The organism is Duganella guangzhouensis (assembly GCF_009674535.1).
Lineage (GTDB): Bacteria > Pseudomonadota > Gammaproteobacteria > Burkholderiales > Burkholderiaceae_D > Rugamonas > Rugamonas guangzhouensis.
Genome location: NZ_WKJK01000030.1, coordinates 22101 through 43715, shown reverse-complemented (window position 1 = coordinate 43715; position 21615 = coordinate 22101). Strand labels below are relative to the sequence as shown.

The 21615-nt window shown below is 62.7% G+C and carries 18 protein-coding genes and 2 rRNA genes; 6 read left to right on the top strand and 14 right to left on the bottom strand.

Annotation, left to right across the window (positions count from 1 at the left end):
• The 5 genes from GJ699_RS31810 to GJ699_RS31790 form a co-directional block, all read left to right on the top strand.
• Positions 1–119 (top strand): 23S ribosomal RNA (locus tag GJ699_RS31810); the annotation flags it as partial.
• Positions 120–285: 166 nt separating this feature from the next.
• Positions 286–398, top strand: a 5S ribosomal RNA gene (gene rrf, locus GJ699_RS31805).
• A 147-nt stretch (positions 399–545) separates the two neighbouring features.
• Positions 546–2162, top strand: a complete 1617-nt coding sequence (locus GJ699_RS31800) for a DUF3500 domain-containing protein (RefSeq protein ID WP_195763697.1) — start codon at positions 546–548, stop codon at positions 2160–2162.
• Complete coding sequence (locus GJ699_RS31795; RefSeq protein ID WP_154383438.1) at positions 2134–3417, top strand: HupE/UreJ family protein; 1284 nt, start codon at positions 2134–2136, stop codon at positions 3415–3417. Before GJ699_RS31800 ends, GJ699_RS31795 begins: the two co-directional genes overlap by 29 nt.
• 87 nt (positions 3418–3504) lie before the next feature.
• On the top strand, positions 3505–4434 hold the full coding sequence (locus tag GJ699_RS31790) for a DHH family phosphoesterase (protein WP_154383437.1): 930 nt from the start codon (positions 3505–3507) through the stop codon (positions 4432–4434).
• A 38-nt stretch (positions 4435–4472) separates the two neighbouring features.
• Here the strand turns inward: GJ699_RS31790 and GJ699_RS31785 are convergent, their stop codons facing one another.
• Both GJ699_RS31785 and GJ699_RS31780 read right to left on the bottom strand, forming a co-directional pair.
• A complete protein-coding gene (locus GJ699_RS31785) occupies positions 4473–5729 on the bottom strand; it encodes a nitronate monooxygenase (RefSeq protein ID WP_154383436.1) in 1257 nt (418 codons plus the stop codon).
• A gap of 140 nt (positions 5730–5869) precedes the next feature.
• Complete coding sequence (locus tag GJ699_RS31780; RefSeq protein WP_154383435.1) at positions 5870–6355, bottom strand: YajQ family cyclic di-GMP-binding protein; 486 nt, start codon at positions 6353–6355, stop codon at positions 5870–5872.
• A gap of 131 nt (positions 6356–6486) precedes the next feature.
• Here GJ699_RS31780 and murB point away from each other — a divergent pair, with 131 nt between their 5' ends.
• Positions 6487–7506 (top strand): UDP-N-acetylmuramate dehydrogenase, encoded by a 1020-nt coding sequence (gene murB / locus GJ699_RS31775; RefSeq protein ID WP_154383434.1) that lies wholly within the window; start codon positions 6487–6489, stop codon positions 7504–7506.
• Here murB and GJ699_RS31770 read toward each other — a convergent pair.
• From GJ699_RS31770 to argF, 12 genes are all read right to left on the bottom strand, one after another.
• Entirely contained in the window at positions 7503–8438 is a 936-nt protein-coding gene (locus tag GJ699_RS31770) for a sensor domain-containing diguanylate cyclase (RefSeq protein ID WP_154383433.1), read from the bottom strand. The genes murB and GJ699_RS31770 overlap by 4 nt on opposite strands.
• Before the next feature lie 37 nt (positions 8439–8475).
• A complete protein-coding gene (gene ppnP / locus GJ699_RS31765) occupies positions 8476–8790 on the bottom strand; it encodes a pyrimidine/purine nucleoside phosphorylase (protein ID WP_154383432.1) in 315 nt (104 codons plus the stop codon).
• 28 nt (positions 8791–8818) lie between these two features.
• Positions 8819–9850, bottom strand: a complete 1032-nt coding sequence (locus GJ699_RS31760) for a diguanylate cyclase (protein ID WP_154383431.1) — start codon at positions 9848–9850, stop codon at positions 8819–8821.
• 17 nt (positions 9851–9867) lie between these two features.
• Complete coding sequence (gene cheB / locus GJ699_RS31755; protein ID WP_154383430.1) at positions 9868–10911, bottom strand: chemotaxis-specific protein-glutamate methyltransferase CheB; 1044 nt, start codon at positions 10909–10911, stop codon at positions 9868–9870.
• On the bottom strand, positions 10908–13226 hold the full coding sequence (locus tag GJ699_RS31750) for a hybrid sensor histidine kinase/response regulator (protein WP_154383429.1): 2319 nt from the start codon (positions 13224–13226) through the stop codon (positions 10908–10910). The genes cheB and GJ699_RS31750 overlap by 4 nt, the downstream gene beginning before the upstream one ends.
• Complete coding sequence (locus GJ699_RS31745) at positions 13223–13903, bottom strand: chemotaxis protein CheW (protein ID WP_154383428.1); 681 nt, start codon at positions 13901–13903, stop codon at positions 13223–13225. The genes GJ699_RS31750 and GJ699_RS31745 overlap by 4 nt, the downstream gene beginning before the upstream one ends.
• A gap of 12 nt (positions 13904–13915) precedes the next feature.
• Positions 13916–15181, bottom strand: a complete 1266-nt coding sequence (locus tag GJ699_RS31740) for a CheR family methyltransferase (protein WP_154383427.1) — start codon at positions 15179–15181, stop codon at positions 13916–13918.
• Positions 15178–15630 carry a chemotaxis protein CheW gene (locus GJ699_RS31735; RefSeq protein ID WP_154383426.1) on the bottom strand — a complete coding sequence of 151 codons (453 nt, stop codon included), beginning with the start codon at positions 15628–15630 and terminating at the stop codon, positions 15178–15180. The genes GJ699_RS31740 and GJ699_RS31735 overlap by 4 nt, the downstream gene beginning before the upstream one ends.
• 12 nt (positions 15631–15642) lie before the next feature.
• Positions 15643–17460 carry a methyl-accepting chemotaxis protein gene (locus tag GJ699_RS31730; RefSeq protein WP_154383425.1) on the bottom strand — a complete coding sequence of 606 codons (1818 nt, stop codon included), beginning with the start codon at positions 17458–17460 and terminating at the stop codon, positions 15643–15645.
• A 69-nt stretch (positions 17461–17529) separates the two neighbouring features.
• Positions 17530–19335, bottom strand: coding sequence for a methyl-accepting chemotaxis protein (locus tag GJ699_RS31725; RefSeq protein WP_154383424.1), 1806 nt, complete (start codon positions 19333–19335; stop codon positions 17530–17532).
• Between the two features lie 93 nt (positions 19336–19428).
• Complete coding sequence (locus tag GJ699_RS31720) at positions 19429–20661, bottom strand: argininosuccinate synthase (RefSeq protein ID WP_154383423.1); 1233 nt, start codon at positions 20659–20661, stop codon at positions 19429–19431.
• A 20-nt stretch (positions 20662–20681) separates the two neighbouring features.
• Positions 20682–21608: an ornithine carbamoyltransferase gene (gene argF, locus GJ699_RS31715; protein ID WP_154383422.1), complete on the bottom strand. Its 927-nt coding sequence runs from the start codon at positions 21606–21608 to the stop codon at positions 20682–20684.
• Between the last annotated feature and the right edge of the window lie 7 nt (positions 21609–21615).

Below are 21615 nucleotides of genomic sequence, written 5' to 3'. Positions count from 1 at the left end.
TTCCCAGAGCCTTGAGCTCTTTGAAGGGTCGTTCGAGACCAGGACGTTGATAGGTCAGGTGTGGAAGTGCAGTAATGCATTAAGCTAACTGATACTAATTGCCCGTACGGCTTGTCCCTATAACCTTGACGGTTATACGCATTTACTCAATGATGAGTTCACCCTAAGTTAAATTGGATCCCGGCTTTCGCCGGGACGACGCACGCTGCGTTCGCGCAGTGCGCTCACCTTTACTTCTCCCAGATTCGCTGCGCAGCCGATGGCTGCGCAGCATACAAGTCAAAGCTTGATGACCATAGCAAGTCAGTCCCACCCCTTCCCATCCCGAACAGGACCGTGAAATGACTCTGCGCCGATGATAGTGCTGCAACCAGTGTGAAAGTAGGTTATCGTCAAGCTAGTTATTAGAAGAAGCCCGCCAGGTCCCAGACCGGCGGGCTTTTTTGCTTGTTTTTTGCTTTTACGCTCTTTTACCCCTTGTTTTCGTATCTTTACGATGTTGAAACATAGAATTACAAAACAATCTATGTTCATGGGGAATTATCTTGTTCAATCGTTTTTTTGCCATCCTGACGCTGTTGTTCGCAGCGTTACTGGCTGCCTGCGGAGGCGGTAGCTCCGACTCCAGCTCCAGCAGCACGTCAACCACCACTACTTCGGCCACCGCGCCGAGCATTACAACGCAGCCGACTTCGGTCAGCGTTACCGCAGGCTCCACAGCCTCGTTCTCGGTGGTCGCCACCGGCACCGCGACCCTGACTTATCAGTGGCGCAAGGACGGCACCGCGATCAACGATGCCACTTCGGCGGCGTACAGCATCTCCAGCACCGCCACCAGCGATGCCGGCAGCTATGATGTCGTGGTCAGCAACAGCGCCGGCAGCGTGACCAGCTCGGCGGCAACGCTGACCGTGTCCAGTGCCGACGGTTTGCCGGTGATCTCCACCCAACCGACGTCAATCTCGGCCGCAGTGGGCGGCGATGCCACATTCACCGTGGTGGCCACCGGTAATTCGCTGACCTATCAGTGGCGCAAATCCGGCGTGGCGATTTCCGGCGCCACCGGCACCAGCTATACCATCAGCCCGGTCGCCGCGACCGACGCCGGCAGCTTTGATGTGGTGGTCACCAATAGCGCCGGTTCAGTAACCAGCTCGACCGTCACGCTGACCGTCAGCAGCACCACTACCGCCGATTCGGCCTTGAGCGCCAGCGTCTATACGGCGGCGATGACCTTCTACAACACGCTGAGCACCACCCAGCAGTCGACCATCGTCAAGACCTGGGATCTGGCCACCGCGCGTAAATGGTCAAACCTGCCGGCTGCCATGGTGGCGCGTAACGGCGTCAGCTGGGGCGCGTTGAGCACGGCACAGCAAACCGCCGCCACCAGCATGATCAGCACCGCGCTGAGCAGTACAGGTGTCACGCTGTGGCAAGGTCTGCAAGCAGCCGACGACTACCTGAACGCCAACGGCGGCGGCAGCTCCTACGGTAACGGCAATTACTACATCGCCTTCGTCGGCTCGCCATCCACCACCGGTTTCTGGATGCTGCAGTTGACTGGCCACCACCTGACCTACAACATTGCACTGAATGGCACCTACAAATCGCCAACTCCGCTGTTCCTGGGCGTTGAACCGAAGGGCTCGTTCACTCAGAGCAGCGTGACCTATGATCCGATGCTGGCCCAGCGTACCGCGTTCTCCAACCTGGGCGCGGCCCTGCTGTCGTACAGCGGCGCCAAGCTGAGCGGCACTTACGCCGACATTCTGTTCGGCGCCAATGGTTCCGGCAGCATCGACGGCACTTGCCCGCGCAGCTATTCCACCGTAACCGATCACGGCCTGCTGTACACCAGCCTGTCGACCACCGACCAGGCACTGGTGCAGACTGCGATCAAAGCCTACGTTGCCACCCAGGCCACCGAGTACAACGACGACCTGCTGAGCGCTTACCTGAGCAGCACCGCGCTGGCCTCGACCTATGTGGCGTACACCGGCACCGGCACGGTAACCGCCAACGGCAACTACTTCCGTATCGAAGGTCCGCGTCTGTGGATTGAATTCTCGGTGCAGAAAGGCGTGATCTTCAGCAGCGATATCCACTACCACACCATCTGGCGTGACAAGTATGGCGATTACGGCGGCAAGTGTCTCTAAGCGCTGGCAGCCATGGCAGGCGTTGATCGCCTGCCTGCTGTGGTGCTGGGCCGGCCTCGCGCTGGCCCATCCGATGCCGGAAACCCGGGTGTGGATAGATACCACGCCCGCCGGCATGAACCTGACGCTGCAATTGCCGCTGAACCGGCTGGAGTTTGCTTTCGGCCAGCCGTTGTCCGAGCAGCCGGCCCAGGTGTTGCCACGGTATGCCGACGCCTTGTCGGCCTACTTGCTGCAACACGTCGGCGCGCGCAGCGACGGCATCGGCTGGCAAGTGCTGCGGCCGACGCTGAAGGTGGTCGGCAACGATTCGTCGGCCGAGCTGGAGGCGGTGTTCGAACTGCATGCGCCAACCGACGCCGATGTCCGTTCGCCGACGCTGCTGTACGACGTCATCAACCACGAGGTGCGCACGCACCGCGCGCTGGTGTTTCTGCGTAACGACTGGCATGGCGGTTACGCCGGCCAGCCACCGCTGTTGTTGGGCGAGCTGCGCTATGGTCAGAACACGCTGCCGATCACGCTGCAAGCCGCGCCGGCGTTCGCCAGCGTGCGTGCTTTGTTGTGGGGCGGTGCCGAGCATATCGCGGAAGGCACCGACCATCTGCTGTTCCTGCTGATGCTGTTGCTGGTGGCGCCACTGGCGGCGCAGGGCAAGCGCTGGAGTACGCTGCGTCCGCTGAAGCCGGCGTTGCGTCATACCGCGCTGGTGATTACCTGCTTCACCATCGGCCACACCATCACGCTGGTGCTCGGTAGTACCGGCTTGCTGGTGGTGCCGTCGCAGCCGGTGGAAGTGGCGGTGGCGGTGACCATCGCGATCGCCGCGCTGCACGCCTGGCGGCCGCTGTTTGCCAATGCCGAAGCGTGGATGGCGCTGGCGTTCGGCCTGATCCACGGCATGGCGTTTTCGGCCAGCCTGTCCGGCGCCGGCCTGACGATAGCGCAGCATGCGCAGGCGCTGTTGGCGTTCAATATCGGCATCGAGCTGGCGCAGTTGGCGGGCTTGCTGATCGTACTGCCGCCGCTGTTGATGCTGGGCCATCTGCGCGGCGAGCTGTACGGCTGGCTGCGGCGTTTGCTGTCGGTTGCGGCGGCGGTGCTGGCGCTGGCCTGGGTGTCGGCGCGGGCCGGATTGGGCGAGTTTGAAGCCTTGTCCTGGCTGGATGAGGCGGGCGCGGTGGCGCTGATTGTGCCGGGCATATTCTGGCTGTTGGCACTGCTGTGTTACGGTCAGCGCCGCCTGGCTATCTGAGAAGAAATACCAACAGTTGAATGCTGTTGGTATTTTTTTGTGTGTATCATTGGTCGTTGCGTTGTTCAACCACTTAAGGGTGCATACATGTCAAAAAAATATCGTTTGGTAACGCGCAGTGATTTCGATGGTCTGGTTTGCGCGGTACTGTTGAAGCACCTGGATTTGATCGATGAAATCCTGTTCGTCCACCCCAAGGATATGCAGGACGGCAAAATCGCCATCAGCGATAACGACATCACGACCAATCTGCCTTACGTCGCAGGCGTGCACATCGCCTTCGACCACCACCTGTCCGAAACCATCCGCAACACCGGCGAGCGCCAGAACCATATCATCCATCCGGAAGCGCCGTCGGCGGCGCGCGTGGTGTATGACTATTACGGTGGCCTCAAGGCCTTCCCGTCGGCGTGGAACGACATGATGGCGGCGGTCGACAAGGGCGACGCGGCGCGCTTCAACGAGCAGGAAGTATTGAATCCGGAAGGCTGGGATCTGTTGAACTTCCTGATGGATGCGCGTACCGGCCTGGGCCGCTTCCGCGAGTTCCGCATCTCCAACTACAACCTGATGATGGATCTGATCGACTACTGCAAGAACCACACGATCGATGAAATCATGCAGTTGCCGGACGTGAAGGAGCGCAAGGAGCTGTATTTCGAGCACGCCGAAAAATGCAAGGAGCAAATCCGTCGCAGCGCCACCGTGCACAAGAATCTGGTGGTGCTGGATTTGCGTAATGAAGAGATTATCTTTGCCGGCAACCGCTTCATCGTCTACGCGCTGTTCCCGCAGACGAATATCTCGATCCACGTGCTGTGGGGCTTGAAGAATCAGAACACGGTGTTCGCCACCGGTAAATCGATTTTGAACCGCAGCTCAAAAACCAATATCGGCGCGCTGATGCTGGAATATGGCGGCGGCGGCCACGAGAATGCCGGCACCTGCCAGGTCGATAATGAGCTGGCGGAAGAGGTACTAGGGGCGCTGATCCACCGAATTAACCAGGACGGCTGACCCAAATAAGAACGGCGCCTCAGGCGCCGTTCAAGTATTTAGAACTCTTTTTCAGGCATGGCTATTTGATTATCAGTACTGAACTGATAGTCCTTGAACACATGCTCCGCGCTCAGCATCTGGTACTCGCCGTCCGGCTTTTTGAACGACGTGTCTTTCAGCTTGTAAGTGTAATGGCCGCAGGTCCAGCAGTTGAAGTTGCGCATGTGGGTGCACAGGCAGGTCTTGTCCATCACCACCACATTCTTCAGTTCCGGATGCGCGGTCACTTCGCGGTTGTACGAGTTGATGTAGGCGCAGTTGCCGGTCGCGTCGAGCAGATAGCCATACGATTCGCAGCCCGGACGGATGCCGGAGCCGATCGCCGGCGTGTTCTTCAGCATGCGCATCGGATAGCCGGTCGGCGACACGCCGTTGACGATGATGTCCTCTTCCGAGGCCTTGAAGTACTCCTGCTTGACCTTGTCCGGCAGACCGCATTCCTTGGTGACGGTGAAGCGGGTCGCGACCTGCACGCCAGCCGCGCCGGCTTCCAGGAAGCTGACCGCGTCCGAACCGGTGAAGATGCCGCCAGCGGCGATCAGCGGAATGTCCAGCTTCTCTTCCTTGAAGTAGGCCAGCAATTCCTTGGTGATGGTCATCAGGTCGTAGTTTTTCCAGTCTTCCAGGCCAAAGCCCAGGTGACCACCGGCCAGCGGGCCTTCAACGATCACATAATCCGGCAGACGGTTCAGCTTGGCGTTCTTGCGCAGGAAGATCTGCAGCGCGCGCACCGACGACACGATGATGCCCAGCTTGGCTTCACGGAAGCGCGGGTGGTCGGCCATCAGCGCGAACGAACCGAAGTGCAGGCCGGCCGACAGCGTGATGCCGTCAATGCCGGCGTCCAGCGCCGCGTTGAGGCGGGTGCGCAGGGTTTCGCGCGGACCGTTCATGGTCAGCTTTTCCATGCAGTTGACGAAGATCAGGCCCGGGCCTTGCTTCTGCTCCATGGTCTTGCCGATGTGCAGACGCTGCGCCTGCGCCAGGCGCTCCAGGTCGAACTGCACCATGGACTTGTCCATGTTGTTGATGTTGTGCTTGTAGAGCTTGGTTTTGTCCTTGACGAAGCTGGTATCGAACTTACGGTCCGACACGTCTTCCACCATGGCATCGGAGATATGGCCGATACCGCCCAGGCGGGCCGCTTCCAGTGCCAGTTCGGACGTCGAAATATCGACGCCCATTCCGCCGATCATGATGGGCACATACTCTTCATTGCCAAATCGCAGGCGGAAATCATCAACACGTTTCATTGCTATCCTTAGACTACCGAGGTTAAATGCGGTCGCGCGGCAGTACGCATGATCGGGGCTCCGATTTATTCTACTCCATGTGTACTACAGCTATGTGACGGCGCGGCCGCCCCCTCGGGCGGTACGCGCGCGGGCGGGGATTAGTCGCGGAAGTTGTTGAATTCCAGCGGCAGGTCGGTGACATCCTTGCGCAGCATGGCGATCGCCGCCTGCAGATCGTCGCGCTTGCCACCGGTGACGCGCACCGATTCGCCCTGGATCGAGGCTTGCACCTTCATTTTGCTGTCCTTGAGGACCTTGACGATTTTCTTGGCGTCGTCGGTTTCGATGCCGTTCTTGACCTTGATGACCTGGCGCACCTTGTCGCCGCCGATCTTCTTGATGTCGCCATCTTCCAAGAAGCGCACATCGACCTTGCGCTTGGCCAGCTTGTTGGTCAGCACATCGCGCACTTGTTGCAGTTGGAAATCGGAATCCGCAGTGACGGTCAGTTCGCGCTCTTTCTGTTCGACGGCGGCGCCGGTGCCCTTGAAGTCAAAGCGCGTGGCGATCTCCTTTTGGGATTGCTCAACGGCATTCTTCACTTCGATCATGTCGGCTTCCAAAACTACATCAAACGAGGGCATAACTATTTCCTTTATCTTGCTGCATCAAAGTCTGACATTTTAACGGACATCGCGCCGTTCGCAGCCATATCGGCGCTGGTTTTTTGCTTGTTTAGCTCTATAATCGATCAAATTTCTTGGTTATTTGCCTCATGCCCGCATCGACTTCTGTTCTATATCAATTTTCTCTGCAATCACTCAACACCTTCGGCATCGCCGCGACCGCACGCGCGTATTTGCACGTGACGAAAAAAGAGCAATTGCTCGGCGTTTATGCTGATGGCGCTTGGGCTACTTTGCCGAAGCTGATTCTGGGCGGCGGCAGCAATGTGCTGCTGACCGGCGATTTCGACGGCCTGGTGTTGCACATCGGGCTGGAGGGCAAAGAGCTGATCGGCGGCGATGAGCGGCACCATTTTGTGCGCGCCGCAGCCGGCGAAAACTGGCACGCCTTCGTGCAGTGGACGCTGGCGCAGGGATTGGGCGGATTGGAAAATCTGTCGCTGATTCCGGGCACGGTGGGGGCGGCGCCGATCCAGAATATCGGCGCCTACGGACTCGAAATCAAGGATGTGTTCCACAGCGTGACGGTGTTTGATCCGGCCAGCGGCGAAACCCGCGTGATGGATGCGGCGGCGTGCCGCTTCGGCTATCGCGACAGCGTATTCAAGCACGAGGGCCGTCAGCTGATCATTCTGGATGTGACCTTCGCGCTGCCCAAGCAGTGGCAGCCGAATCTGCGTTACGCCGAACTGGCCAACGAGCCCGGCATGCAGGACGCGCCGAGCGCACAGCAGGTGGCCGACGCGGTGATTGCGATCCGCCGCCGCAAGCTGCCCGACCCGGCGCAGATCGGCAATGCCGGCAGCTTCTTCAAAAATCCGGTGGTGGCGGGCGCGCAATGCGCGGCGCTGCTGGAGCGTTTCCCCAACCTGGTGCACCACGCGCAACCCGATGGCAGCGAGAAGCTGGCCGCCGGCTGGCTGATCGATCAATGCGGCTGGAAGGGCAAGAGCCTGGGCGCGGCCGGCGTCTATCCGAAACAGGCGCTGGTGCTGGTGAATAACGGCGGCGCCAGCGGCGCCGATGTGGTGACGCTGGCCCGGGCGATCCAGGCCGACGTGCAGGCGCGCTATGGCGTGCTGCTGGAACCGGAGCCGGTGTTCGTTTAAGGGCGCGCCGCCTGCACCAGTTCAATCGCGCTGCGGGCGTCCTCCGGATACAGCGAGCTGCCGGTATGGCAGGCGGCGCGCAGCGCGGCGTCGCTGATGCCGGGCAGCGATTCACCGGTCACCGACAGGCTGATACGATGCAGCTGGCTGGTGACGATGGAGCGGCGTGACGCCATGTTGAGGATCACGGCAAATTCGTCGTGACCGATGCGCGCCACCAGATCACCCGGCCGGCATTCGCGTTCGATGCGGCGCGAGATATCGGCCAGCGCTTCCGGCAGCGCTTCAATGCCGTGAATGCGGATCACCGCCACTCCAAGTTGCGTCCCGCCGCCGTGCGCCGCCGCCAGCTTGGCTTGCAGCTGTTCGTAGAAGAAGGAGCGGTTGGCGGTGCCGCTGGCTTCGTCCATGGTCAGGCGCTCGCGCAGCACGTTCGGGCCTTCCTGGGTGGCGCGCTGCATCAGCATCGCCGTCATGTCGGCCAGCAGCTGGGCTATCTCGGCCTCATTCTGATGGAAGGCGCGCGGCTCCTTCCACACCAGCTTCATCACCGCCACCGCCTCGTCGTTGGCGATCAGCGGCACGATCACCATCGCCCGCAGCCCGACCTTGCGGCAGGCTTCGCGGTTGACACGGTCATCGGTTTCGCTGTCGGTGCACAGCGCGGCCTCGCGGCTGGTGAGCACGCGGCCCGACAGGCTGTTCGCCACCGGCATGCGCAAGCCTAGCTGCGCTTCGGCCAGGCCGCTGGCGGAGCGGTAGACGATGGCGTCGTCCTCCAGCAGCTCGACCACGGCGCCGTCGGCGCCGGTCAGCTCGACCGCCTTGGCGGAGGCGGCGTCCATCACCGCGCTCAGGTTATTCCCCAGGCCCACCAGCTGGACCTGGGCCGCGATGATGGCCAACAGTGTTTGTGCAGGTATCGTGTTCATAGTCGTAAAAAAAGCAGACCTTGGTCTGCTTTCCAGTTTAGCCGAAGTGGCAAACGTATTCGAGGGTTTCTACCGTTTCGATGTCGAACTTGCTGTTGCCCGGTACCTTGAATTCCTGGCCGGCGCCGTAGGTGTTCCATTCGCTGGCGCCATCCAGGCGCACCTTGCAGGAGCCGCCGACGATTTCCATGATTTCCGGCGCGCCGGTGTTGAACACCAGGCTGGAAGGGAAGATGACGCCGACGCTCTTCTTGGTGCCGTCGGCCAGGATCACGGTGTGCGACACGCATTTGCCGTCGAAGTAGATATTGGCTTTCTTGACGACGCTGACTTGATCGATTTGGGTGCTCATGCTGCTCTTTCTTTGATTATGCGGTGAATTAACCGGGCAGCTGGTCGGCGCTCAGCACGCGGTTGCGGCCCGCGTGCTTGGCGGCGTACAGCGCCTGGTCGGCTTGCTGGATCAGCTCTTCGATCGAGGACGCCGGCGACGGCACCAGGCTGGCCACGCCGATCGACATGGTCAGGCAAGACAGTTCCGTGGTCGCCTGCGGATTTTCAATCGCGAGCTGCTCCAGATGGCGGCGGCACGACTCGGCCACGATCATGGCTCCAGTCAGTGGTGTCTCCGGCAGGATAATGGCGAATTCCTCGCCGCCGTAGCGCGCGGCCAGGTCGGCCGGTCGCTTGAGGTGTTCGGTCAGGACAGCCGCCACTTTTTTCAGGCACAAGTCGCCCGCCAGGTGGCCGAAGCTGTCGTTATACAATTTGAAGAAGTCGACATCGCACAGCAGCAGCGTCAACGGCTTTTTGTCGCGCTGGCCGCGCTGCCATTCGATACGCATGGTGTCGTCGAAGCGGCGGCGGTTGGCGATGCCGGTCAGGCCGTCCAGCGCGGCCAGCTTTTGCAGTTCGATGTTGGCGTCGGCCAGCTGTTTCTGGCTCTCGCGCAGGAAGCGGAACGCCTGGTCGCGCTGCAGGCGGCTGATGTGGGCGCCCGAGTGATAGCGCACCCGCGCCAGCAGTTCCAGCTTGTCCGGCAGCTTGACCATGTAGTCGTTGGCGCCGGTGGAGAAGCTGTGCGCCTTCAGTTTGGGATCTTCTTTGGCCGACAGTACGATCACCGGCACGTGGCGCAGACCTTCCTCGTTGCGGTACTGGGTGATCTGGCCAAAGCCGTCGATGGTCGGCATCACCAGATCCTGCAGGATCACGGTGGGCTGCAGCTGCAGCGCGGTTTCCAGCGATTTGGTGGAATCGGTCACGTAATGGAATTCGATGTCCGGCTGGTCGCTCAGCATGCGCCGCACCGCCTCGACGATGATCAACTGGTCATCCACCAGCAGCACGCGGACTTTGAAGTGGGTCAGGGCCGGTTCTTGATCGAGTGCGATTGCTTGTGCTTCGGACATCAGGATTCTTTCAGTTGTTAGCTACGCCCGCCCAGCGTGCTGCGCAGGATCGGGCCGATTTTCGTCAGCGGTAAAATCATCTGCGCCGCGTCCAGTTCCGCTGCGGCGCGCGGCATGCCGTACACCGCGCTGCTGGCCTGGTCCTGGGCGATGGTGGTCTGGCCGGCGCGGCGCATCGCCAGCAAGCCGTCGGCGCCGTCGCGGCCCATGCCGGTCAACAGCACCCCCACCGTTTCGCCTTTCCAGTGCTGGGCCACACAGTGGAAGAACACGTCCACCGACGGCCGGTAGGCATAGTCCTTCGGGTGGCTATCGTAACGCAAGCGCAGGTTTTGATCCAGCGTCAGGTGGTCGTTACTCTTGGCGATGAGGACCGTGCCGGCCACCAGCTCGTCGCCTTCCTCGGCGGCGCGCACCGGCATCTCCAGCTGCTCGCCCAGCCAGCGCGCGAAATTGTCGGCGAAATGCTGGTCGATGTGCTGTACCACCACGATGGCGCAGCCGCGCGGCGCCTTCCAGCCGGCCAGCATTTTCGACACCGCCACCGGGCCGCCGGTGGAAGCGCCGATCGCCAGCAGGGAGGTGACCTTTTCGCTCTCCGCCTCGGCGCCGCCGTGGCCATTGCCGTTGCCGGCCGCGCTGCGCGGCGACATGGCCTGGCTGCCGCCGCTGTGGCGTATCAGCTTGTCCATGGTGCGGATCTTGGCCAGCAACTCGGCGTCGCCGCCTGGTTGGCCTTGCAGCACCGGCGTGGCCGTCACGTCCAGCGCGCCGGCGCCGAGCGCGCGGAACACCTGGTTGACGTTGTCCTGCGGCCGGCCGGTCACCACCAGAATGGCGCACGGGCTGTGCTCCATGATCTGGCGCGTGGCTTCAACCCCGTCCAGCTCCGGCATGTTCAAGTCCATCAGAATCAGGTCGGGACGGTTATCCGCCGCCATCCGCACCGCCTCGGCGCCGGTGCGGGCGATCCACAGCACCTGGTGTTCAGCGGTGCTGGCGACCACGCGTCGCAGCGCTTCGGCTGCCATGGCGACATCGTTGGCGATGGCGATTTTCATCTACGTGCTTCCCCAATCAAGTCACTGACTGCATCCAGCAGCGTCTCGTCGTGGAAGCTGCCCTTGGTCAGGTAATAGTCGGCGCCGGCCGATAGCCCGCGTGCGCGGTCTTCCGGCCGATCTTTGTATGAGACTATCATGACAGGAAGTTTATGCAGGTGTATATCTTTTTTAATTAGCGTTACCAGTTCGATACCGTCCATGCGCGGCATGTCGACGTCGGTGATCACCAGATCGTATTCGCCGCTGCGCACCACGTTCCAGCCGTCGATGCCGTCGATCGCGATATCGACCAGGAAGCCGCGGCTAAGCAGCAGTTTGCGCTCCATCTCGCGCACGGTCAGCGAGTCGTCCACCACCAGAATGCGCTTGGTGCGGCGGCGTTCGGCGGCGTCGGACTTGGCCAGCTGGTGCAGGCCGCCCTCGTGCAGCAGTTTGTCGATCGACAGCAGCAGGTCCGGCACGTCGAGAATCAGCACCGGCTCGCCGTTATCCAGCAGCGCGGCGGCCGAGATGTCGCGCATTTTGCCAAAGATCGGATCGATGGCCTGCACCGCCAGGCTTTGTTCGCCGCGAATGGCGTCCGCCACCAGGCCGTAGCGGCGGGTGCCGCTGCCGACCACCACTACCGCCAGTTCGCCGCTACCGGCTTCGGTGTCGCCCAGTTCCAGCACCTGCGAGGCCGACACCAGGCCGATATGCTCGCCGCCGAAGTCGAAGAACTGTTTGTTTTCCAGCGTGTGGATGGCGCTTTGCGCTACCTTGAGCACGCGTTCCACCTGCACGATCGGCACCGCGTAGGCTTCGCCCTTGACGTCCACTACCAGCGCGCGCACGATCGATTGCGTCAGCGGCAGTGTGATGTAGGTGCGGAAGCCGACCCCCAGTTCCGATTCGATGCGCACCGTGCCGTTCTGCGAGCGTATGGTTTCGTGCACGATGTCCAGGCCGACGCCGCGACCGGAGATTTCGGTGATGTTTTCCTTCAGGCTGAAGGCGGGCAGGAACAGGAATTCCATCAGCTCGGCCGGCGACATCGAAGCCGCCATCTGCGCTGGCGCCATCTTGCGTTCGATCACGCGGGCGCGGATTTTTTCCAGATTCACGCCTTTGCCGTCGTCGCTGATTTCGATGCTCAGCATGCCGGCGCGGTGACGCGCTTCCAGCACGATGGTGCCGGCACCCGGCTTGCCGGCGGCGATGCGGTCGGCGGCGCTGTCCATGCCGTGGTCGATGGCGTTGCGCAGCATGTGATTGAGCGGGCTTTCGATCTTGGCCAGGATGTCGCGATCGACCAGCGTGTCTTCGCCGACGATCTGCAACTGCACGTCCTTGCCCAGGCTGCGCGACAGGTCGCGCACCATGCGCGGGAAGTGCTGCACGCCGTCGCGGAAGGGACGCATGCGCATGGTCAGCACTTCGTCCACCATGCTTTGCGAGACGCCCAGCAGGCGGCGCTCGTAGGCTTCGATGTCGGCGATGTGTTCCAGTACGAACTGCTTGAGCGGATGGGTCTTCTGCAGCGCCAGCAGGGATTTCTCTTTCAGTGCGGCGTCGTTGCTGTTGGAGATGGCTTCGTGCAGTTGTTCGATCAGCGAGAACAGGCTGCTCTGGTTGCGCTTGAAGCGCTGCAGGTTCTGCACGAAGGGATGCATCTGGTGCGCGTTGATGCGCGATTCGCTGGCCAGCGACAGCAGTTTGTCGAAGTTTTGCGCGTGCTTCATTGGCGCCACGGCGCGGCGTTCGTGCGCGTCGTCGGCCACTGGCGCGGGGGCGGGCGTTGGCGCCTCGCCGTCATTCCGGCGGAGGCCGGAATCCATGCTGAGCGTGCCCTCAGGCGCCGTATGGATTCCGGCGTTCGCCGGAATGACGGGCGGCACCAGCGGCACCGGCTCGGGCAGGAAGGCGATGGCGCCGATGTCGTGCAGGGTCTTTTTGATTTGCGCGCCGTTGGCACCCAGCCAGGCTTCCACCTCGCTGTCCTGCAAACGCGATAGCTGCAGGATCAGATCAACCCCGGCCAGCAGCACGTCGACCCGGTTCGGCGTCAGCGCCAGCTTGCCGTGCTGCGCGGCGATGAAGGCGTCCTCCATGCCGTGCGCCAGCTGCACCACCACCTCCAGTCCGACGATGGCGGCCGCGCCCTTGATCGAGTGCGCCGCGCGCATCATCGATTCGACCGCGCTGGCGTCGTCCTTCAGACGCTCCATGGCCAGCAAGCCGTCGGTCAGAATCTGCGTCTGGCTGTCGGCCTCCATGCGGAACAGGTCCAGCATGGAAAACTGGCTCAGATCCCCGTTGTTATCCTGGCTCATCGCAGCGTCCTCGCGAGTTGGTAGCCGATCAGCGCCTCATCCAGTACGCCGATCCGCATGTCTTGATGCGTGATGACGCCGGACAGAAAGCGCGACAAGCCCTTGTTGATGGTGGCGGCCGGCGCCTGCACAGCGCCGCTGGCATAGCGCAGGATGCCGTGCAGGTCGGCCACCGGCAGCGCGTACGCCTGGTCTTCCCACTGCATCAGCAGCAGGCGCGCGAAGGTGTGGCGGTGAGCGGCGGCTTCGCCTTCGCTGGCATCGACGCCGAGCAGGTCGGCCAGCGACATGCAGGGATACAGCGTGCCGCCGACATTGACGATGCCACTCAGGCCCAGCGCGCTGCGGTGCGGCAGCCGGTGCGGGCTGGCGATCGGCGCCACCGAGACGAAGATGCGGGTTGGCAGCGACAGCCATTCGCGGCCGATGCGGAACACCAGGCAGGAACTGTCCTGCTGCTGTTCGTCGCTGGCGGCCTGGCGGAAGTGTGCGGCCCATTCTTTCTTGTAGTTGTCGCCGACCGCGCGTTGCAGGTTTTGTTGCGCGGCGGCGGCATAGACCTCGCAGTTGCGGCAATGGACGTACTGCTGCAGCTTGTCGCAACTCTGGTCGCCATTGACGCCGATGACGTTCCAGCAGTCGCGGATGCCGGCAGTGGGGGAGGTGAGAGTGCTCATGTGGGCTCGCCTTTAGGATGCCTGCTGGCGTTTGTAGATGCGGGCGGCGCGCGCTTTCAGCGCGGCGGCGCCGCTGGCGTCCTGGTTGGCTTCCGCCAGCAGGGCCAGGTGGCACAGGGCTTCGTAGTGGTCGGGCTGCAGATAGATGCAGCGCTTCCAGTAGTCTTCGGCCATCTTGGGCTTGTTGGTCAGTTCATTCAGCAGGCCGAGGATGAAGTAGGCCTCGGCCGCTTCCGGATGCTGCGCCAGATGATCGCGGCAGTGGCGCTCGGCGGCCTTGATGTCACCCAGGTCCGCCAGCCGGCGCGCTTCGGCCAGCAGGTCGACCGCTGGCGCGGGGTTAGCACCGGCAGTGGCGTCGGTGGCCGGACGCGCGGCCGGGGCGACGCGGGATGGCGTGGCGCGGCTGCGGCTGACCGGAGCTGGAGTCGGCGCTGGCTTGACGGCGCGCGGCGCCACCTGCTTGGCCGGCGGGCGTGCCGCGCGCGGTGGCTTGTGCGGTGCGGCGGCTTCCTTCTGCAGGCCGAACGCCTGGTTGTACTGCAGCGGCGCAAAGCCATGTTGGCAGAACGAGGGCACCTCGGCATAACCGGCGAACAGCTGGCCGTCGTCGGCCAGCAGCGCTTCCAGTTTGGCGATGGCGGCCTTGGTGGTCGGCTTGTCGAAGTAGATCAGCAGATTACGGCAGAACACCACATCGTAATAGCCGGAGCGCGCGCTCAGGTCGAACTCCAGCAGGTTGCCCTGCTTGAAGCGCACCTGCTTGCGGATGCTGTCGTTGATGCGGTAATCGCCATCGCCGGCGCTGCTGAAGTGGCGTTCGCGGAAGCTCAGATCCTGCGCGCGGAAGGCGTTGCGGCCGTAGATGCCGCTCTTGGCGCGCGCCACGCAGGTCGGGCTGATGTCGAACGCGTCGATCATGAAATTGTCGGGCGGGATGCCGGCGTCGGTCAGCACCATCGCCATGCTGTACGGTTCCTCTCCACCGGCGCAGGGAATCGAGAGGATGCGCGCCAGCCGGCCGCTGTCGGCCGCCAGCCGCGCGCGCAGGAATTCGCTCATGGCGTAAAACGCTTGCGGGTCGCGGTAGAACCACGACTCCGGCACCACCACCAGCTCCACCAGCGCGGTCAGCTCCTCGGGCTGCATCTGCTGCAGATAGGTTTCGGCATCGCCGATGCCGGTCTGCTCCATGCGGTTCTTGATGGCGCGGTCCACCACCGCCTTGGACAGATTCAGGCCGGTGGCGCTGCGCAGCAGGCTTTGCGCCGGTGTCATGACGCGCCGTCCTGGAACAGCAGCGCGCGCAGCTCGGCCGGCAGCAACTGCTCCAACTCCACCAGTTGCAGCACGCCCTGGCTGTCGCTGGCCACCTGGCCGAGGAAGGGCGCGGCCCGCACGCCGCTGTCGGTCAGCTCTTCATCGCGCACTTCCTGCACCCCCAGCACGCGCTCGGCGCGCAGGCCAAGCTGGTGCTGGCGGCCTTCCGGCGTCACGTAATTGCTAACGATGATGCGGGTGTCGAAGCGGTCTTCGCTGCTGGGAATGCCGGCCGCGTGGCACAAGTCGATCACCGGCACCGACTGGCCGTGCAAGTCCATCAGGCCGGCCACCGGGGCGGGCGCCAGCGGCAGCTGCTTGAGTTCCAGCAGCGGCAGCACCCGCACCACGTCGCGCAGGCGCAGGCCGTAACGATCGGCGCCGATGTGGAAGATGAGCAGTTTCATCGGCCGCTCCGCTTACACCGCCACCGCGAAATTGGCGACGCTGGTCTGCAGGTCGCCGGCCGCGTACTGCAGCTGGTGCACCGCCTCGCTGGTCGACTTCAGCGATTCCACGGTCTGCTGGGTGGCGTCGTTCAGCTGCATCATGGTGGCGGTGATCTGCTCCGCGCCCACCGCCTGCGACTGCATCCCCTGCAGCACCACGTCGAATTGCGGCGCCAGTTTCTGCACCTGGTCCATCACGCCCGACAGCTGGTCGGTCACCTGGCGCACCTCGCCGACACTGCGGCGGATCTCTTCGGAGAATTTGTCCATGCCCATCACGCTGGCGGAAACGGCGGACTGCATCTCTTTCAGCATCTGCTCGATGTCCCAGGTCGACACCGAGGTCTGGTCGGCCAGGCGGCGGATTTCGGTCGCCACCACCGAGAAGCCGCGGCCCGCCTCGCCGGCCTTCTCGGCTTCGATGGCGGCGTTCAGCGACAGGATGTTGGTCTGGTCGGCCACCTTGGTGATGGTCAGCAGCACGCTGTTGATGTTGGAGGCTTTCTCCGACAGCGCCGCCAGCTTGGCGTTGATCGAATCGGTGGCGGACACCATGTGCTGCATGGTGCTGTCCATGCGGCGCAGATTGTTCTGCGCATCGGCGGTGGCGTTGGTGGTGTAATCGGCGACGGCGGTGGCTTCCTCCATGGTCTTCAGCAGCTGCGAGGTGTTGGCCGAGATTTCCTTGGTGGTGCTCAGCACCTCCACACTGGTCTGGGCCTGCTCGATGCCGGTGGCTTCCTGCTGCTTGGCCGAGGCGGCGATTTCGGTGGCCGAGGTGGTGACCTGAATGCCGGCCTTCTGCACATTGTTCAGCAGCGCGCGCAGGTTCTCGAACATGCGGTCCAGGCCATTGGCCAGCTTGCCGATGGCGTCGTCGCCATGTACCTCGATCTTGCCGGTCAAGTCGCCCGATGCGGCTTTCGACACCACGCCCAGCAGCGAATCGACCTTGGTGCGCAAGGTGTTGGTGGCGGCCAGCTGGTCGGCCAGGTTGTCCTGGATCGCCTGCGCCATGCGGTTGAATTCCGTGGTCACGTCGCCCAGTTCATCGGCCGACAGTACCTCGGCGCGCGCCGACTGGTCGCCGGCGGCGATCTTGTGCACGGCCTGGGTCAGGTTGTTCAACGGCGCCAGCAGCGAGCGCACCAGCAGCCAGGCCACGCCCAGCGACAGCACCACGCATACCAGGCCACCGCCGGACAGGATCATGCGCATGGTCTCCTGCAGCCGCTCCGAGGCCGCCGAGCGCTCGGCCAGCAAGCGCTTTTCTTCGGCGGTGGCGTCGTTCATGAATTTGTAGACTTCACCGATGGCGGAGGCGGAGGTATTGGCCAGCTGTGGCGTGCGGCCCATGGCGTCGGCGGCGCCGGGCTTGTCGCCCAGTTCCTGGCGCAGCTTGAGCTGGCTGGTGATGACGTCGTCGCGCCACACCGCGATCATTTGCTCCAGCTTCTTGAAGCGCTCCACCTGCACCGGGTTGTCGACGGTCAGTTTCTGCAGCTCGGCGATGGATTCCGGCAGATCGGCCATCTCCTTGTGGGCGCGGTCCAGGCGCGCCTGGCTGCCGGTCAGATAATAGCCGCGCGCTTCCACCTGCACCTGCAGCAAGTCGTTGCGCAGCACGTCGATGGCCTGGATCACGTCCATTGTGTGGCGGTCCCACGCGTTGGCCTCGGACAGGCTGCTGAAGCGGTTGTAGGCGATTGTCAGCAGCACCAGGATGATGGCCAGGATGGTGCTAAAACTCAGGTACAGCTTTGTTTTGATGCTCAAGTCTTTAAACATTTCTTCTCCAGGGCTGGCGGGGACCAGGTTGCACGCGGCATTGTCCCATGTCCAGCCTAAGTTGTGGGCTCAGGTCGCCACCGAGAACGTGGCGACACTGCTCTGCAGCCCACCGGCCGCATACTGCAGCTGGTGCACCGCCTCGCTGGTCGATTTCAGCGACTCCACGGTTTGCTGGGTGGCGTCATTCAACTGCATCATGGTTTCGTTGATCTGGGCCGCGCCCACGGCCTGCGACTGCATGCCCTGCAACACTTGATCGAATTGGGGCGCCAGTTTCTGTACCTGGTCCATCACGCCGGACAGTTGATTGGTCACCTGGCGCACTTCGCCGACGCTGCGGCGGATCTCTTCGGAGAATTTGTCCATGCCCATCACGCTGGCGGAGACGGCGGACTGCATTTCCTTGAGCATTTGCTCAATGTCCCAGGTGGAGACGGAGGTTTGGTCGGCCAGCCTGCGGATTTCGGTGGCGACCACGGAGAAGCCGCGTCCCGCCTCGCCGGCCTTTTCGGCCTCGATGGCGGCATTCAGCGACAGGATGTTGGTCTGGTCGGCCACTTTGGTGATTGTAATCAGAACGCTGTTGATGTTGCTAGCTTTTTCCGACAGCGCCGCCAGCTTGGCGTTGATCGAGTCGGTGGCGGTGACCATGTTCTGCATGGTGCCGTCCATGCGTTTCAGATTGCCCTGGGCATCGGCGGTGGCGTGGGTGGTGTAGTCGGCCACCGAGGTGGCTTCCTCCATGGTCCTGACCAGCTCCGTGATGTTGGCCGAGATTTCCTTGGTGGTGCTGAGGATTTCGATGCTGGTCTGCGCCTGTTCGACGCCGGTGGCTTCCTGCTGCTTGGCCGAGGCGGCGATTTCGGTGGCGGAGGTGGTGACCTGGATGCCGGCCTGCTGCACCGCGTTCAGCAGCGCGCGCAGATTGTCGAACATGCGGTCCAGGCCATCGGCCAGCTGGCCGATGGCGTCGTCGCCGTGCACCTCGATCTTGCCGGTCAGGTCGCCGGCGGCGGCCTTCGACACCACCCCCAGCAGCGAATCGACCTTGGACCTGAGTTGGTTGGCGGCCGCCAGTTCCTTGGCGTGACTGTCCTGGATCGCTTGCGCCATCAGGTTGAAGCTGGCCGACATCTGGCCCAGTTCATCGCGCGAGGTGATTTCCACCCGCGCGCCCTGATCGCCGTGCGCGATGCGCTCCACCACGGCGGCCAGGCGGTTGATCGGCCCGCCCAGGGCTTGCAGCAGCAGGGCGCCGATCAGCAGGGCCAGCAAGGTGCACACGCCGCCGCCGGCGACCAGCAGCAGCATCATGGATTCCGACAGGCTGGCGGTGGTCTTGGCGCGCAGCGCCAGCAGGCGGTCCTCGTCGTCGGTGACTTCCTTGACCTGGCGCCGCAGTTCGGCCATGGTGCGCGAGCCGTTCAGCACATCGGCCGCCAGGCCGTCGGCGCCGCCTTGCTTGCCGGCGGCGCGGCGCTTTTCCAGCTGCGGATTGACCACCTTGGTCAGCCAATTGTCGGCGTAGGCACTGAGGCGCTTGAGGCGCGCCTGCTGGCTGGGGTTGTCCGAGGTGAGGCGGGTGACTTCGGTCAGATGCTGACGCAAGCTGTCTTCCTCGGCGGCGATCTGGCTGGCGACAGCTTCATCGCCGGTGAGCAGAAAGCCGCGCACCGAACTCTGGATTTGTACCGCCGCGGTTTCGATCTGATTGGCTTCCAACAGTACCTGCAGCGTATGCAGGTCCCAGCCGCTGGCGGTGGAGAGCTTGGTGAAGTTGTTGTAGGCGGTAGCCAGCAGGATGATGATGATGACGACGATGGCGCCAAAGCCGCTGGCGAGTTTTTTCTTGATACTGAGGTTTTTCAGCATGGCCGCTCCACTCCCGATCAGGACGTTGAAGCAATGTATCAAAAAAATGGCCGCTCAGCGAGCGGCCATTTTTGCGGAAGCGCGGCGTGTGGATTACTGGCCGCGTTTCAGGCGTGCGTTGGCGGCGATGCGCATGCGCAGCGCGTTCAGTTTGATGAAGCCGCCGGCGTCGGCCTGGTTGTAGGCGCCGCCGTCTTCGTCGAAGGTGGCGATGTTCATATCAAACAGGGAGTCGGTTTTCGAATCGCGCGACACCACGATCACATTGCCCTTGTACAGCTTGACGCGTACCCAGCCGTTTACGGTGGCTTGGGTGTGGTCGATCAGGGTTTGCAGCGCGACGCGCTCCGGCGCCCACCAGTAGCCGTTGTAGATCAGCGAGGCGTAGCGTGGCATCAGGTCGTCCTTCAGGTGGGCCACTTCGCGGTCCAGCGTGATCGACTCGATGGCGCGGTGGCCTTTCAGCATGATGGTGCCGCCCGGGGTTTCGTAGCAGCCGCGCGACTTCATGCCGACGTAGCGGTTTTCCACCAGGTCGAGACGGCCGATGCCGTGCTTGCCGCCCAGGCGATTCAGTTCGGTCAGCACCGTGGCCGGCGACATGCGCACGCCGTTGATGGCGACGATGTCGCCTTTTTCGTATTCCAGGTCGACGTATTCGGCCTGGTCCGGCGCCTGTTCAGGGCTGACGGTCCAGCGCCACATCGATTCTTCGGCTTCGGCGCTTGGGTTTTCCAGGTGACGGCCTTCGAACGAGATGTGCAGCAGGTTGGCGTCCATCGAGTACGGCGCGCCGCCGTTCTTGTGTTTCATGTCGATGGCGATGCCGGCGTCTTCCGCGTACTTCAGCAGTTTTTCGCGCGACAGCAGATCCCATTCACGCCACGGGGCGATCACTTTGACGCCTGGTTTCAGCGCGTAGGCGCCCAGTTCGAAGCGCACCTGGTCGTTGCCCTTGCCGGTGGCGCCGTGCGAGATGGCGTCGGCGCCGGTTTCGTTGGCGATCTCGATCAGGCGCTTGGCGATCAGCGGACGCGCGATCGAGGTGCCCAGCAGGTATTCGCCTTCGTACACGGTGTTGGCGCGGAACATAGGGAACACGAAGTCGCGCACGAATTCTTCGCGCACGTCGTCGATGTAGATGTTCTCAGGCTTGATGCCGAACTTCAGCGCCTTGGCGCGTGCCGGTTCCAGCTCTTCGCCCTGGCCCAGGTCAGCGGTGAAGGTGACGATTTCGCACTGGTAGTTATCCTGCAGCCATTTCAGAATGACGGAGGTATCGAGGCCGCCCGAGTAGGCGAGGACTACTTTTTTAATATCGCTCATGATGATTCTCAGTTAGGTGATTACTTGGTATCGATGCGGCCGAGCAGCAGGTACTCGATCAGCGCTTTTTGGATGTGCAGGCGGTTTTCCGCTTCGTCCCACACCACCGACTGCGGGCCGTCGATGACGTCGGCCGAGACTTCCTCGCCGCGATGCGCGGGCAGGCAGTGCATGAACAGCGCGTCCGGCGCGGCGCGCGCCATCTTGGCGCTGTCCACGATCCAGCCGTCGAAGGCTTTCAGGCGGGCCGCGTTTTCCTCTTCGTAGCCCATGCTGGTCCAGACGTCGGTGTTGACCAGGTGCGCGCCTTCGCAGGCGTCGGATGGATTCTTGAAGAAGGTGTAGCGGTCGGTCGAGACCAGCGACATGTCCATCTCGTAGCCGTGCGGCGTCGACACGTTGACGTGGAAGCCGAACACCTCGGCCGCCTGCAGCCACGAGTACAGCATGTTGTTGGCGTCGCCGATCCAGGCCACGGTCTTGCCGGTGATCGAGCCGCGATGCTCGATGTAGGTGAAGATGTCGGCAGCCACCTGGCATGGGTGATGTTCGTTGGTCAGGCCGTTAATCACCGGCACGCGCGAATTGGCGGCGAAACGCTCGATGATGTCCTGGCCGAAGGTGCGCACCATGATGATGTCGCACATGCGGGACATCACCTGGCCGGCGTCTTCCACCGGCTCGCCGCGCCCGAGCTGGGAATCGCGGGTGTTGAGGTAGATGGCGGCGCCGCCCAACTGGTGCATGCCGGCCTCGAACGACAAGCGAGTACGGGTCGAGTTTTTGTCGAACACCATGACCAGCGTGCGGTCGATCATCGGATGGTAAATCTCGTAGTTCTTGAACTTGCGCTTGATGAGATGCGCGCGTTCGATCACGTACTCATACTCTTCCAGCGAGAGGTCGGAAAACTGCAGGTAATGCTTGATCGGTTTTTGGATAGGCATAATGACA